The organism is Agrobacterium sp. 16-172Ci (assembly GCF_053522725.1).
This window is the reverse complement of sequence record NZ_JBNWBW010000001.1, coordinates 337,873-351,789: the sequence shown is the minus strand read 5'-3', so window position 1 is coordinate 351,789 and position 13,917 is coordinate 337,873. Positions and strand designations below refer to the sequence as shown.

The 13,917-nt window shown below is 60.1% G+C and carries 10 protein-coding genes and 1 tRNA gene; all 11 read right to left on the bottom strand.

What is annotated here, in order from left to right:
• Positions 1-58: 58 nt before the first annotated feature.
• The 11 genes from ACQZ40_RS01745 to ACQZ40_RS01695 all read right to left on the bottom strand — a co-directional run bounded on the left by ACQZ40_RS01745 (position 59) and on the right by ACQZ40_RS01695 (position 13,658).
• Positions 59-1,381 (bottom strand): alpha/beta hydrolase, encoded by a 1,323-nt coding sequence (locus tag ACQZ40_RS01745; RefSeq protein WP_174035534.1) that lies wholly within the window; start codon positions 1,379-1,381, stop codon positions 59-61.
• 183 nt (positions 1,382-1,564) lie between these two features.
• Positions 1,565-3,061 (bottom strand): acetyl-CoA hydrolase/transferase family protein, encoded by a 1,497-nt coding sequence (locus ACQZ40_RS01740; RefSeq protein WP_174038771.1) that lies wholly within the window; start codon positions 3,059-3,061, stop codon positions 1,565-1,567.
• A gap of 291 nt (positions 3,062-3,352) precedes the next feature.
• Positions 3,353-4,153 carry a phosphodiesterase gene (locus tag ACQZ40_RS01735; RefSeq protein ID WP_448747275.1) on the bottom strand — a complete coding sequence of 267 codons (801 nt, stop codon included), beginning with the start codon at positions 4,151-4,153 and terminating at the stop codon, positions 3,353-3,355.
• 66 nt (positions 4,154-4,219) lie between these two features.
• On the bottom strand, positions 4,220-5,512 hold the full coding sequence (locus ACQZ40_RS01730; protein ID WP_065654552.1) for an ABC transporter substrate-binding protein: 1,293 nt from the start codon (positions 5,510-5,512) through the stop codon (positions 4,220-4,222).
• 42 nt (positions 5,513-5,554) lie between these two features.
• Positions 5,555-6,376: a carbohydrate ABC transporter permease gene (locus ACQZ40_RS01725; protein WP_448747274.1), complete on the bottom strand. Its 822-nt coding sequence runs from the start codon at positions 6,374-6,376 to the stop codon at positions 5,555-5,557.
• Entirely contained in the window at positions 6,376-7,302 is a 927-nt protein-coding gene (locus ACQZ40_RS01720) for a carbohydrate ABC transporter permease (protein ID WP_078051312.1), read from the bottom strand. The genes ACQZ40_RS01725 and ACQZ40_RS01720 overlap by 1 nt, the downstream gene beginning before the upstream one ends.
• Positions 7,299-8,444 (bottom strand): ABC transporter ATP-binding protein, encoded by a 1,146-nt coding sequence (locus ACQZ40_RS01715; protein ID WP_448747273.1) that lies wholly within the window; start codon positions 8,442-8,444, stop codon positions 7,299-7,301. Before ACQZ40_RS01715 ends, ACQZ40_RS01720 begins: the two co-directional genes overlap by 4 nt.
• Before the next feature lie 216 nt (positions 8,445-8,660).
• The gene (locus tag ACQZ40_RS01710; protein ID WP_448747375.1) at positions 8,661-9,473 is read right to left on the bottom strand and encodes a class I SAM-dependent methyltransferase; all 813 of its coding nucleotides are present in this window, start codon (positions 9,471-9,473) and stop codon (positions 8,661-8,663) included.
• Between the two features lie 174 nt (positions 9,474-9,647).
• Positions 9,648-9,724 (bottom strand) — tRNA-Arg (locus tag ACQZ40_RS01705).
• 217 nt (positions 9,725-9,941) lie between these two features.
• Positions 9,942-11,360 (bottom strand): ATP-binding protein, encoded by a 1,419-nt coding sequence (locus ACQZ40_RS01700; RefSeq protein ID WP_433822056.1) that lies wholly within the window; start codon positions 11,358-11,360, stop codon positions 9,942-9,944.
• 249 nt (positions 11,361-11,609) lie between these two features.
• A complete protein-coding gene (locus tag ACQZ40_RS01695) occupies positions 11,610-13,658 on the bottom strand; it encodes a methyl-accepting chemotaxis protein (protein ID WP_448747272.1) in 2,049 nt (682 codons plus the stop codon).
• Positions 13,659-13,917: the final 259 nt, after the last annotated feature.

The window sequence follows — 13,917 nt, the reverse complement described above, 5'->3', positions numbered from 1 at the left end:
TGCGGACGCGTGATGACAAAAACGCTTAACGTTTTCGCCACCCTGCACGCATTGTCGTTTAGCGGCTACGGCATTCCGCCCGGTTTCGATTGGCGGCGGCATCGCAATTCACTCTGGAGGATTGAACCGCCTGATCGTCCACCACGGAACCGGCTGTATCGCCCACCGATCCGACGGTGTTTTCGACGGAACGGCCGAGCCGCTCCACCTGCCTGCCGTAATTCTCCCGCGTCCGTGGATCGAAGACCGCAATCGGCGCGCTGACCACGACGCTGGCCGCGGTTCCGACTGTTTGCGCGGCACCGATACTGACGGCACCCAGCGCCTCGCCCAGACCGACGTCGGAATCCGTCACCGTCTGGCCCGCGATAAGACGGTCGCCGATCAGGCGAACGACCTCCGGGCTCTCGGCAAATTTTCCATGGTTCAGACGATCACCGGATTGCAGCTTGGTGAGATCGAGAACCGTGATGCCAGCCTTCTCAAGCTGGCTGCGATAGGGCTCGACGGAAGGATCGATCTGACCGAGTCGATCGACATTGCCGGAAATGCGGCGCGACAGGCTGAGCGCGCGGTCATCCTGCGAGACGAAAAGCGTGAATTTCGGCGGTATCTTGCCGAGGCTGGTGAATTGCCGGCTGAAGACGTCCACATCGAGATCAGGCGCCGCCAGAATGACATTGCTGATCTTAGGATCAACGCGGCCGTTGCGGATGGCCATCTGGCGCAGCGCCTCCACCGCAAGCCAGGTGCCCATGGAATGGGCCATGACCGTGACTTCGCGAATGGATTTGTCCTTCGCCAGCCGCGTCAGCATCTCCTCCAGCGAATCGCGGGAATAGTTGGTGCTTTCCTTATCGTAATTATAGTCGAAGATGCTTGCGCGCGACGGCCAGGTGAACACGACAGGCACGACATCCGTGCCGGAATCATGGACGATCTGGGCGAAACGATAGACGGATTCCTCGTAACGATTGTTGAAACCATGCACGAAGACCAGCACCCGGCGGTCCTTCGCGATATGCTTAGTGATCCAGCTTCTGGTCTCTGCTTCGGAGCGGATCGGCTCAATCGCAACCGTGGTGAAATCTTTCAGCGGATTGGGCGGCAGTTTTTTCGGCCATTGCACCTGACCAACCTTGCGGTTGGCAGCAGGCGGAATGGAAACCGTGACCGCATCGACCTTCAGCCCCGTTCCCCGCTCGCCGCCGAAAAGAACCGCAGGATTTTCGGAAGGCGCGCGCGTTGTCGCAACGAGGAGATTGACCGGCGTCGTACCAGCCACAGTTTGTCCCGTTGGCGTCATCACACCGATCGGCCGCCCGCCGCAACCGGCAAGCAGGGCGACAATCGCGATCATGGCGACGAAGCGAATGGGCATTACATCACTCTCCTGCAACCCTGAGGCAGCTCGATAGCGGCCGGGAGGAGAGGATTTTCTACCGGAGGCGGAACAGTCGCGCCAGCAACCTAAGCGGCGTGGCGGGCACTTTCCCCAGCGGTGTGTCCAAACAGACCCAATTACTAATCGAAAAACCGGCAAGTGGACACCCTGTTTCAACACCTATTGCTGAGGTCGCATCGTGCCCTTTTCCCGCAGCGCCTGATGCCACGACAGCGCCTCTTCGATGAGATGCGGCGTATGCCCGCCCCGCGCTGCCGCCCGGTGATAATAGTCAGCCAGTGCATCGCGATAATCGGGATGGACGCAATTGGCGATGATGACAGCCGCGCGCTCGCGGGGGGCGAGACCGCGTAGATCGGCGAGGCCCGTTTCGGTGACCAGAATATCGACATCATGTTCGGTGTGATCGACATGGCTGACCATCGGCACCACGCTTGAGATCGCGCCACCCTTGGCGATCGACTTGGTAACGAAAATGGACATATAGGCATTACGGGCAAAATCGCCGGAACCGCCAATGCCGTTCATCATATGCGTGCCACCGACATGGGTGGAATTGACGTTTCCGTAGATATCGAATTCCAACGCGGTGTTGATGCCGATGATACCGAGGCGACGGATGACTTCCGGATGGTTGCTCACCTCCTGCGGACGCAGGATCAGCCTGCTTTTGTAATCGCCCAGTCGCGGCATCACCTGCTCGTTCATGACAGAAGAAAGCGTGATCGACGAACCGGAGGCAAAGGTCAGCTTGCCAGCATCGAACAGTTCGAAGGTCGAATCCTGCAGGACTTCCGAATACATTTTCAGATCGTGAAACGGCGTGTCGATGAAACCATGCATCACCGCATTGGCGATGGTGCCGATGCCGGCCTGAAGCGGCTGGAGTTCATGGGTCATGCGACCATGACGCACCTCGTTCAGCAGGAACTCGGTGAGATGGCCGGCAATCGCCTTGGTCTCGTCATCCGGCGGCAGCACCGTGGAGAAACTGTCGCTCTTGTCGCTCAGCACGATGGCGGCGATCTTTTCAGGCGGCACCGGAATAAACGGCAGGCCCACACGGCTGTCCGTCGCCACGACAGGGATGGGCATGCGGGTCGGGCGTTTGGCGGGAATGAAGATGTCGTGCAGCCCTTCCAGCACCTCGGGCTGCGACAGGTTGATCTCAACGATGACCTTGTCCGCCAGAATGGCGAAGCTTGCGGAATTGCCGACGGAGGTGGTGGGCACTATGCCGCCGTCTGCCGTAATCGCAACTGCTTCAACGATGGCGATATCGACGCCGTGGATCTGGCCGCCGCGCAATTGCTCGACCGTTTCGGAAAGGTGCTGGTCGATGAACATCACCTTGCCGTCATTGATCGCCCTGCGCAAAGCCGGATCGGACTGGAACGGCATGCGACGCGCCAGCATGCCCGCCTCCACCATGGTCTTGTCGAGATCGTTGCCGAGCGAGGCGCCGGTCATCAGGGTGATTTTCATGGGGTTCGTTTTGGCGCGCTCGGCCAGCGCCAGCGGCACCGCCTTCGCTTCGCCGGCGCGCGTAAAGCCGCTCATGCCCACCGTCATGCCGTCCTGAATGAGACTGGCGGCCTCTTCGGCGCTGACGATCCTGTTCAAGAGGGACGCGTTGCGGATACGCTTTTCAAGCATGCAATTCTCCATGATCTGTCATCACGATGGCACGGCATTCGGCTGGCCACCTTTCGGCGACTATGACGTGCAGTTTCATCGATGAAACTGACATAGATCAAGGGTGCGCACGGAACCATGGTTCCGACGCATCACATCCCGTTCAACAAACCAGAAGTGGCGCATCGGCGCGACAGGCCACGGGGGTCTTCTCGCCACCGCAGCCTTGCAATCGTCAAAAATCTCTCCCTCACCACCGCCAACAGGCGACGAGGCGAAGGTCATTTCCGTGCAACACGGAAACGTCCGGTGTCAGGGGCCTTCGCAGACAGGCGCCTGACCGAGCACAACCTGCCCCACTTCCGCATCATAGGCACGCAGACCGAATGCGCCGAGGCTTATGACCCGGTAACAGGGATTACCGCCCGTCCACAGCGGATCGACAACATCGATATCGGTGATGAAACGGTGGGCGCAGGCCTGACCGGAACTGTAGGCGATGCCTTCGGCGGTCGTGCCTGCCATCGGCACATGGATATGGCCAAAAATGATATGACGTATACCGGCCGGATGAGCGGCGAGACGGCGCATGACAGCTCCGTCATCATGCATGCCGATATGTTCGAAATGGCGGATGCCGCAATCCATCGGCGGGTGATGAATGAACACCGTCACCGGCAGGTCGCCCGCGCCTTCCAGCGCACTCTCCAGCCATCCCAGACGATCCGCACCATATATGCCGCCGATCACATCGGCCTCGTGGCTGTCGAGAAACAGCAGCCGACCGAATTCGGTATCGATGAAGGACTGGATGTAGCCGTTATCGTCACGCGGCTGTTCCGGAAAAGCCGCGACGAATTCCGGGCGGCGGTCGTGATTGCCGAGCATCAACCGCACGGGGATCGAGACGGGCGCGAGGATATCGCGAAGCAGCTCATAGGCTTCCGGCTCGCCGTAATTGCAAAGATCACCCGTCATCACAAGAAGATCGGCGTCGGCATGTTTTTCGACAATATCGGCCACCGCCGCGCGCAGCTGCTTTTCCGGGTCGACGCCGTTTACAGCAATGCCGGGGGGTACGAGATGGGTGTCGGTGATCTGGATGATCTTCATAAGAGGTCTTTCTGCGCAAAATGGCTGCGGGAACGGATTTCCCCGCAGCCTTTTCGATGATTTTGCTTATTTCAGCAGGGCGTTGGTCTGCTCGACGATCTGCTTGAGACCGGCTTCCGGCGTCACCTCACCGCGCATGACGGTGCCGATGATATCGCGCTGGGTGCGCCAGATGCGGACGGAATCGCCACCCGGATAACCGGCCCAGGGCAGAGAGCGGTCAGCCTGAAGCGAAGCGGTCTTCACATTCGGGTTCTCGACATAATAAGGAGCGAGGAAGTCCGGGCCGGTGGCCAGCTTGTTGGTCGGCAGGTAACCGGTGATGCGAACGATGGTGTTCTGCGCTTCCGGACCGGTGATCCACTTCAGGTACTTCCAGGCGGCGTCCTGCTTGGCCTTTTCCTGGGTCAGGATAACAGCCGAGTTGCCGCCGGTCGGAACGCCGCCCTTTTCCTTGTTGTCGAGCGGGAAGGTCGCGGTCTTCAGCTTGAAGCGGTCGCCGACCAGACCCTGGATCGTCTGAACATGGGCAGGCGTCGAGAAGATGAAACCGGTGAGGCCTGCACCGAACTGCTGGCGCGACTGATCCCAGTCGAGCAGGTTCTGGCCGCCTTCGGTGACGAACTGACGGGTCATCTTCAGGGCGTTGAGGCCGATCTCGTTATCGAAGCCAACGGTCTTGGCCTTCTCGTCAACGAGCTTGCCGCCCTGTTCGACGATGAGCGCCTGCCACAACCAGTCATCCGGCCAGCCGTTGATGTCGTAGCTCATGCCGGCGAACTTGGGGTCGAGAGCCTTGATCTTCTTTGCGAGAGCAATGAGCTCCGCAAAGGTCGTCGGCATCTTGTCCGGATCGCCGCCAGCCTTGGCGACGAGGTCGGAGTTGATGTAGATGATCGGCGAGGACGCGTTGACCGGCAGACCATACTGCTTGCCGTCGATCTGGCCGAGAGCCGCCATCTTCGGGCTGTAGTTCTTGTCGAGGAAGGCCTGACCGCCTTCAGCCTGAATGAACGGGCCAAGATCGGTGATCTGGTTGCGTGGTGCGAGCGTGTGAACGAGTTCCGCCGTCAGGTTGTAACCCGAGAAATAAACATCCGGCAGATTGCCCGTTACGGCGGAACGCAGAACCTGCTGCTGGCCTTCATTATAACCGGCGGCCGGAGCGAGGAAGTTGATCTTTACGTCCGGGTTCTTCTTCATGAATTCATCGGCCAGCGGCTGATGGAACTTGGTGAAGCCCGGCAGGTTGTAAAGAACGTTGAGCGTGATTTCATTGGCCAGAACCGGCTGAGCGAGGCCCGCAAAAGCCATGCCGAGAGCCAGACCGCCCATCACAGCGCGTCGGTTGAGTTTCATGTCAGTCTCCAGAGAGGTTGGGAGGAGGAAATCTGAACGGCGTCACTTGACGCCGGTCATGGTAATACCGGCGATGAAGTGCCGCCGTGCGAGGAGGAAGCACAGCACCATCGGCGCGGTAATCAGTGTGGCGCCCGCCATCAGCGCACCGTAATTGGCGCCGGATTCGACATCGGCGAATAGCATCATGCCAAGCGGCGGCGGGGCGAGATTGATGTCGGAGACAACGATCATCGGCCAATAAAGGTCGTTCCAGTGGGCAACGAGCGAAAAGATCGAGAAAGCGGCGAGCGAAGGCAGCGACCCGCGAAGGACCAGCCCCCAGCAAATCTCCATTTCCGAGAACCCGTCCATGCGGGCAGCCTCGATGATCTCATTCGGATAGCTGCGGAAGGACTGGTTGAACAGGAAGATGGCGAAGACCGAAAGGAAGAACGGCATCATCATCGCGAAATACGTATTCAGAAGCTCCGTCTTGGCGAGACCGACAAAGAGCGGGAGGGCGAGCGCCTGAATGGGAACGCAGAGCGCCGCAATGACGAGGCCCAGCAGCAGTTTGCGGCCCGGGAACCGGAGCTTCGCCAGCGCATAGGCAGCCGGAACCGACGTCAGGATCTGCACGACGAGAATGCCGACGCAGACGATGACGCCGTTGAGCATGAAACGCGCCATCGGCACCTGACCCGCCGCCCGGGCGTAATTATCGGCCGCGTCGAATTTCTGCGGGATTGGCCAGAGCGAGACATCGAAAATCTCTGCAGGTGAGCGGATCGAGGTCAACACCATCCAGTAGAACGGCAGGAGCATCACGAAAGCGCCAAGGGCAAGCACGAGATGTGGGAGATATTTGCGGAGTGCGGCCATCAGTAATGCACCTTCCGGTCCATGTGCAGCGTCTGGCCGATAGACAGGACCAGCACGATCGCGAGGAAGATAATCGTCAGCGCGGCGGCATAACCGGTGTTCGAATATTCGAAACCTTCGAGATAGAGATCGAACAGCAGAGTTTCCGATCCGAAGCGGCCCTTGGTGAGCACAGCCACCGTCTCGAACACCTTGAAGGCCGAGATGGAGGTGGTGACCACCACGAACATGGTCGTCGGTCCGAGCATCGGCCAAGTCACGGTCAGGAAGCGGTCGATCGGGTTCTTGGCGCCATCCAGCCGCGCCGCCTCGTGCAGATCCTTCGAGATGGCGGTGAGGCCCGCGAGGAACAGCACCATGTTGAAACCCAGGATCTGCCAGACGCCCATCAGCGCCATGGTGGGAATGAGGAGGACGGGATTGGAGAGGAAGGCGACCGGCTCAAAGCCCAGCCATTTGATCGCCGCATTCACCGGACCAAGCGAGGGATGCAGCAGGAACTGCCACACGGTCGCCATGGCGACGAGGGTTGCGGTGACGGGGAGGAAATAAGCCACCTCCCAGAAAGCCCGGCTGCGCTTGCGGTTATAAACGAGCAAAGCCACGCCGAGCGCCAGAAACACACCGAAGGGAATGACGATGAGCGCATAGATGGCGGTATTGGCCAGAGAGCGCAGGAAGACCGGATCCTGAAACGCCTTGACGAAGTTTCCGAGGCCGACAAAGCGGGTGGAGAGCGAACCGAGCTGGTAATCGGTGACGGAAAAACCGGCCAGAACGAGCATCGGCACGATATAGATTGCCAGAAGCAGCAGGCTTGCGGGGGCCGCGAACATCAGGCCGCGCCAGATCATCCGCCGGTCCGCCTTTGACAGCCGCGGGCGAGGCTTCGCGCGCGCGGCCGTGGAAAAATCGACCGCCGTCATGCCGGCACCCGTTCGCGCACCGTCACCTTGCGGCGCAGGCCATCGGCCGCGAACAGATGCGCGCGTTCCGGTGCAAAGCCAAGATTCATCACGCCATTCATATCCGCGCCCACGGCATCGCCGGCGCCCTGACGCAGGGTGATGGCGACCGTCTCGTCGCTCAGCAGGCGGCAGCTCACGAAGCGGTCGGCGCCGTGGGTTTCACTGCGCACCACACGCACGGCAAAACCTTCTTCGCCCGGGCGCAAATCTTCGGCACGAAGGCCGAGCGTCGCCGGGCCAGCATCGCGGCCCACACCCTCGATGCCAAGATCGCGCCCAAAGGCCGTGACTTTACCCTGCGCGTCGATTTCGACCGGCAGCAGGTTGATCGATGGCGTGCCGATGAAACGCGCGACCGTCAGCGTCGCGGGCTTGCGGTAAAGCTCGTCGGGCGTGCCAAGCTGCTCGATGCGGCCTTCCGACATCAACGCGATACGGTCTGACATGGTCATGGCTTCGATCTGGTCGTGGGTGACATAGATGAAGGTCGCCCCCAGCCGACGGTGCAGGCCGGCCAGTTCCTCACGCATGTGGGCGCGGAGCTTCGCATCGAGGTTGGAGAGCGGCTCGTCCATCAGGAAGGCAGCGGGCGAACGCACCAGCGCCCGGGCGAGCGCCACGCGCTGACGCTGGCCGCCGGAAAGCTGCGCCGGCTTGCGATCCAGCAAATGCGCGATCTGTAGCGTCTCGGCCGCCTGTTCGACGGCGGCGTCGATCTGGCTTAGTGTTTCTGCCGGGGCCGCAAACCGTCCGACCAGCGGCAGGCGGGCGGCAAAGGGCAGACGCCGCATCCTGAGCGGCGTGGCAATGTTCTGGCGCACGTTCATATGCGGATAAAGAGCGTAGGACTGGAAAACCATCGCCAGATTACGATCGCTTGGATCAACCCCAGTCACATCCTGATCGCCGATGGAGACCGAACCGCGATCCGGTGTTTCCAGCCCCGCAATGATACGCAGAAGCGTGGACTTGCCGCAGCCCGACATGCCGACGAGAGACAAAAACTCTCCGGGACGGATGGAGAGATCGATCTCTTTCAGAACATCGTCAGCCCCGAAGCCTTTGCCGATGCCCGAAAGTTCAAGTGATTGTGGCGTCATTCTGCGCTCCTTTTCTGGAGCGCATATGCTTATATTGTATGACAATATGACGAAGGTTTGCGGAAAGTTCGATGACACTCGAAAGCCTGGTAATCTCGGGCTATCGGAAAACCCTTTGGTATAGGCCTCCACCCAAAACCACTAATATTTAGGGGGTATTGCTCAAATATTCTCCGCAGGCATTTATAGACTGAGAACCGGGTCGGCAGCGCCGGTTTAAACGGCGGCGAGAATCACATGCGCCTGAATTTTCGCGGCAACCGCGCCACCGCCATGCCGCGCTTCAATGGCTGCGGCGGCGCAATCTGTCGCGGTGTCGAGCCGTCCCGGTGCTCTCGCCTCTATTTCCGTCCTAAGCACGGTTCCCTGACAATAAGCCATGGCCGGAATGCGCGGTGAAGAGGCGCGGCTCTGCGCGGTCACCGTTTCAATCGTCACGCGGGAAAAACCGGCCTCCTCCAGCTCGCGGCGAATGAGTGCCGTGTCATGATAACCGTGCGGGGTACGGGCCATGAAGCGCGGCGGATCGTCGGGGAACAGGCGCGCCAGGGCGTTCGTCACGTCATCCGCGAAGTGATTTTCCTCAATGCGATCCCATACATTGAATAAATAATGTCCGCCGGACTTCAATACCCGCTTTGCCTCGCGATAAGCCGACAAGCGGTCATTAAAGAACATCGCGCCGAACTGGCAGAAAACGAGATCGAACACAGCGTTTTCAAAAGGCAATGTCTGGGCATCCACCTGCTGCCATTTTATGCGGCGATCCGACGCCTGTTGCGACGCCGCAAAATCGAGCATCGGCTGGTTGAGGTCGGTTACCACATAGTTTGCCGCGGGCAATAATCGGGGGGCCAATTCGCGCGTGACGGCGCCGGTGCCTGCGGCGATTTCCAGAATATCAATCGGCATCAAGGCCGCCGCCCGACGCGCCAGATCGGCGGCGAATGGCGCAAAAATCAGCGGCACCGTATAGCGGTCGTAATTTTCCGGAATCGAACCCGCAAACACCTTGTCCGCTTCCAACATGGCTTTCACCCCGGGGACATCTGATGACGGGGTGACTTTAGCACATATTCGGGATCTTCGGAATTCACTCGGTCCTGCGGAGCGTCGAAGCATTCGCCTGAACGGACTTGCCGATATCAGCGATATCGCGCGTGAAGGCGATTGTTTCAGGACTTTATTTTATGGGAAGAGAAATGGCGCACCCGAAGAGATTCGAACTCCTGACCCCCAGATTCGTAGTCTGGTGCTCTATCCAGCTGAGCTACGGGTGCGTGCCGTTCCGGTCGTTTCCGGTGGCGTGGCGATCCTCTAAAACGTCCTCATTCCGAATGCAAGCGATTTCGCTTCGAAATTGTCATTTTTCCGCAGCAATTCATGTATCTCATTGATTGTATTTGAAATTCCATAATGATCATTTTCCACGGGCCAGATACCATGTCCGTTTGGGCATGCACAATGATTGCGCGAACCGGCTGCAAAGCAGGTTTTTCAGGCGGTTCTGGCCGCCTGTACGGAGGCGGCGCGGTCGGCTATCTCGATGCGGAACTGCGTGCCGGGACCGGGCTTTTCGACGAGCGCGATCGTGCCTCCATGGGCAAGCACGAGTTCGCGGGCAATGACCAGCCCGAGGCCCGTGCCGCCGGAGCGGGCCGAACCCCTGAAAGCGGAGAACAGGTTCTCCTTGGCCTTGCGCGGCATGCCCGGCCCATTGTCGTCGATGACGATGCTGACGACGCTGCCGGCCCTCTGGGCCGAGATGGAGAGATGCCGAAGCCCGGCATTCGCGGTATCCGATTGCAGGGCCTGAACGGCATTGCGACAGAGATTGTGGATGACCCGGAAAAGCTGCTCGGAATCCGCATCGACCGTGAGATCGGATGGCACGCTGTCCTGAAACTCGATGCCGCTGTCCGGATCGAGCGCCAGAATATCGCGCACATCCCGCACCAGGAGGCTCAACTGCACCATCTTGCGTTTCGGTGCGCCTTCGGTCGCCTGGCCATAAGCAAGCACCTCGCCGGTATAGGCCACGGCGCGGTCGATGGTGCGCAGCAGTTTCGGCGCGAAGCTCCTGACCATCGGATCCTTTGCGTCCACAAGACGGTCCGACATGAGCTGCGCGGAAGACAGGATGTTGCGCATGTCGTGATTGATCTTCGAGACCGCGAGGCCGAGATCCACGAGGTTTTTCTGCTGGCGCAGGGTCTTCTGCAGTTCGGTCTGCATGTCGGCGAGGTGGCGGCCGGCAACCGATAGTTCATCCGTTCCCTCCTCAGGTACGAAAATCCGCTCGGGATTGCCCGGATCCTCGGAGAAGTTCTGCATGCCGAGCGTCAGCCGGCGTATGGGCCGGATCATGATGCGATTGATGGAGATGAAGATCAGGCCTGCGGTGATCAGCGACAAGACGATGGAAATCAGGAAAACGTTGCGGGCATAGGCAAGCATTGCCGCCCGCAGCTTGTTTTCGCCGAGCACCAGTTCGATTATCGTGTCGCTGTCGCCGACGACATCGAAAACGCGAATGACGCGGTTGCCGCCGAACAGCAGGGTGGAAAAGGCGTCCCGCACCGCAGCCACCTGCGAAACGTCGGAAAGATCATATTGCTCATCGACACCCGGCGGCGTTTCCGCCACGGCGAGCAGGCGTGAGGTGCCGTCCTTGCGCAGCGCGATAAGCTTCGCCCCGGTTGCCATCAGCGTGTCGTTCTGCACGCTTCGCGGCAGTTCGGCCTGCAGGCCGTCGATGACAGCGCCGGCTGCCGCAGCCGTGTTCAGGCGGTCGCGCAACCATGAAAGACGCATATTGGCGACGGAAGGCACGAAGATCAGCACTTCGGCGATCATCACGAAGATGACCGTGAGCAGCAGCAGCCGTCCCGAAAGACCGGCGGTCAATCCCGGCATGCAATGCACCGGATCGTCTTGCGTGCGGTCCAAGCTGTCTACGCCTTTAGAAAACACCGGGCCATGATCCTGTATGCGCGCCGCTGCTTGCGTGGAACGGCTCGGTTTATATGCAGCGATGATAATAGGACCTAATGGATATTTTTCCAATGCGCTGCAAAATAAAGGTTTTCATTGCCGGAAAAACAAACGCCGCCCGGCAGGGGCGGCGTTCGAAAATAAGCCGGTTTGAAGCGGACCGCTGGTCGTCTAGAACTCCTGCCAGTCGCCATGTGCGGGTGCCGCCGCCGGCTGGGCATTGAGCGCGCGGCTGACGCTGTTCATCAATTTGCGGGCCGGAGAGGCCACCGCCTGCGTCCTGCCGGAGACCGCCACCGGTCCGGCGGAGACCGTCATCGGCCTCGCGGGCTGCTCGATGCGGGGGCTGCGCTGCGCATTCTCCGCGCCAACGTTGAAGCGCGCCACGAGCGTCACGAGATGGTCGGCCTCGCTGCTCAGCTTATGGGTTGCAGCCGAGGTTTCCTCCACCATTGCTGCGTTGCGCTGCGTTACCTGGTCCATCTGGTTGATGGCGGTATTCACCTCATGCAGACCGGTGGACTGCTCCCTGGCGGCCGTGGCAATCGAATGGATGTGCTCGTTGATTGCCAGAACGCGGGTCTCGATCTCGCTCAGTGCGCCGCCGGTTCTCTGCACCAGCGATACGCCACGCCCGACCTCTTCGCCGGATTTTGTGATCAGCGCCTTGATGTCCTTCGCTGCCGTTGCGGATCGTTGCGCAAGTTCTCGCACTTCCTGAGCGACGACGGCAAAGCCCTTGCCCGCTTCACCCGCACGGGCGGCTTCCACGCCGGCATTCAGCGCCAGCAGGTTGGTCTGGAAGGCGATTTCGTCGATGACGTTGATGATCTGGCTGATTTCGCGCGAGGCATGCTCGATGCGATCCATGGCGGACACGGCGTCGCGCACGACATTGGCGGACTCTTCCGTCTTCTGCTTCGTTTCGGCAACCATGGCGCTGGCTTCCTGCGCACGGTCGGTCGAATTGCGGACGACGGCGGTAATCTCATCCAGAGCGGCGGAGGTTTCCTCCAGCGCCGCCGCCTGCTGTTCGGTCCGCTTCGACAGGTCGTCGGCCGCCGAGCGCAATTCGTTCGCGTTGCCGCTGATGCCCTCCGTGCTGCCGCGCACTTCGCGCATCGTCTCGCGCAGCTTGGTCAGCGTCTGGTTGACGTTCGCCTGGAGTTCAGCAAATACGCCCCGGAACTCGCCATCCATTCTCTCCGTCAGATCGCCCCGCGCAAGGCCTTCGATGACGCGGCTGGTCTCGGATACGCCATTATGGACACCGGTGAGGAGCGAATTGATCGTCGCGGCGAAACGATTGAGGTTGTCGTCGCCATAGTCCTTGTTGATGCGGCGGCTGAAATCGCCCTGGGCCGCAGCGTCGACGACGATGGCCATGCCGGCCTGCAGATCGTCGCTCTTGGCGCGCATGGCGGCTTCCTGCGCATTCATGCGGCGCACTTCGCTGCCGTTTTTCTTAAAGACCTCGACGGCCGCAGCCATTTCGCCGATTTCGTCGTTGCGGCCGAGATAGGGGACGTCCGCGTCGAGATTTCCATCGGCCACGGCATTCATCACCTGCGAAACCCTGCGGATGGGTGCGCTAAGCTGCTGCGTTCCGATGTAGAGACCGAAGGCGGCTCCCGCGCCGACACCGGCAACCGTCACCGCGACGATCACCCAGAATATCGCGGTGCTGAAAGAATCTACTCCTGCCTTCACGACTTCGAGTTCGGCGAGGTCGTTTTTCACGACGCTGTCGATCTCCGCCTGATAGGCTTTGCGGTTGGCGCGGTTCGCCTCGTTATTGCCCTGCTGGCTGGCCGCCTGCGGCCCGTTTTCCTTCGCCAGCCGCACGGTTTCCAGACGGAAAGTGCGGAATTCCTTGGACCGGCCGACAAGCTTGTCGAAACTCGCCTGTTGTTCCGCCGGCACGAGCGGCGCCCAGCTGGCAATGAGCTTTTCCATGGCGTCGAGGTTTTTGACCATGCCGTCGGCAAAGGGGGTGGCTGCCGCCACATCGGCTGCCGCATAGACACCGCGTGCCTCCATGACGACTGCCGTTACCAGACGGTTGAGCGCCTCGCCCTTATAGGCCCTTTCGGCGGTTCCCTCGAAATGATGCGACCGAACCCAGAATTCGTTGATCGCATAGATGGACAACCCGCCAATGGTACAGGCGACAAGGCTCATCAGCCCGACAAGTAGATTGATACAACCGCGAATTCTCAACTTCGTTCCCCCAACAAAAACCAGCCGCGCGATGAAAATGGGAAGCTGGCATAACTTTTTCGCGTCACAAGATTTATCAACGCTGTGTTAAGAAAGAATTTCGGATTTTATCGATTGCGCGCCGGAATCGGCCTCTATCGGCGGTCGGCGAAGGAGATGGCGGTGCGTTTTCCGCAAAAGGTGAAGCGCGAAAACCCCTTCGGCAATTGACTTTGCTCGGCCTATGCCCTTATAAGCCGCGCACGCTCGGCCATTGAAA

Excerpts from the sequence above, each read along its gene's own strand:
- ACQZ40_RS01745 (WP_174035534.1), bottom strand. The coding sequence starts at position 1,381 with ATGCCCATTCGCTTCGTCGCCATGATCGCGATTGTCGCCCTGCTTGCC.
- ACQZ40_RS01740 (WP_174038771.1), bottom strand. The coding sequence starts at position 3,061 with ATGCTTGAAAAGCGTATCCGCAACGCGTCCCTCTTGAACAGGATCGTC.
- ACQZ40_RS01735 (WP_448747275.1), bottom strand. The coding sequence starts at position 4,153 with ATGAAGATCATCCAGATCACCGACACCCATCTCGTACCCCCCGGCATT.
- ACQZ40_RS01730 (WP_065654552.1), bottom strand. The coding sequence starts at position 5,512 with ATGAAACTCAACCGACGCGCTGTGATGGGCGGTCTGGCTCTCGGCATG.
- ACQZ40_RS01725 (WP_448747274.1), bottom strand. The coding sequence starts at position 6,376 with ATGGCCGCACTCCGCAAATATCTCCCACATCTCGTGCTTGCCCTTGGC.
- ACQZ40_RS01720 (WP_078051312.1), bottom strand. The coding sequence starts at position 7,302 with ATGACGGCGGTCGATTTTTCCACGGCCGCGCGCGCGAAGCCTCGCCCG.
- ACQZ40_RS01715 (WP_448747273.1), bottom strand. The coding sequence starts at position 8,444 with ATGACGCCACAATCACTTGAACTTTCGGGCATCGGCAAAGGCTTCGGG.
- ACQZ40_RS01710 (WP_448747375.1), bottom strand. The coding sequence starts at position 9,473 with ATGTTGGAAGCGGACAAGGTGTTTGCGGGTTCGATTCCGGAAAATTAC.
- ACQZ40_RS01700 (WP_433822056.1), bottom strand. The coding sequence starts at position 11,360 with ATGCCGGGATTGACCGCCGGTCTTTCGGGACGGCTGCTGCTGCTCACG.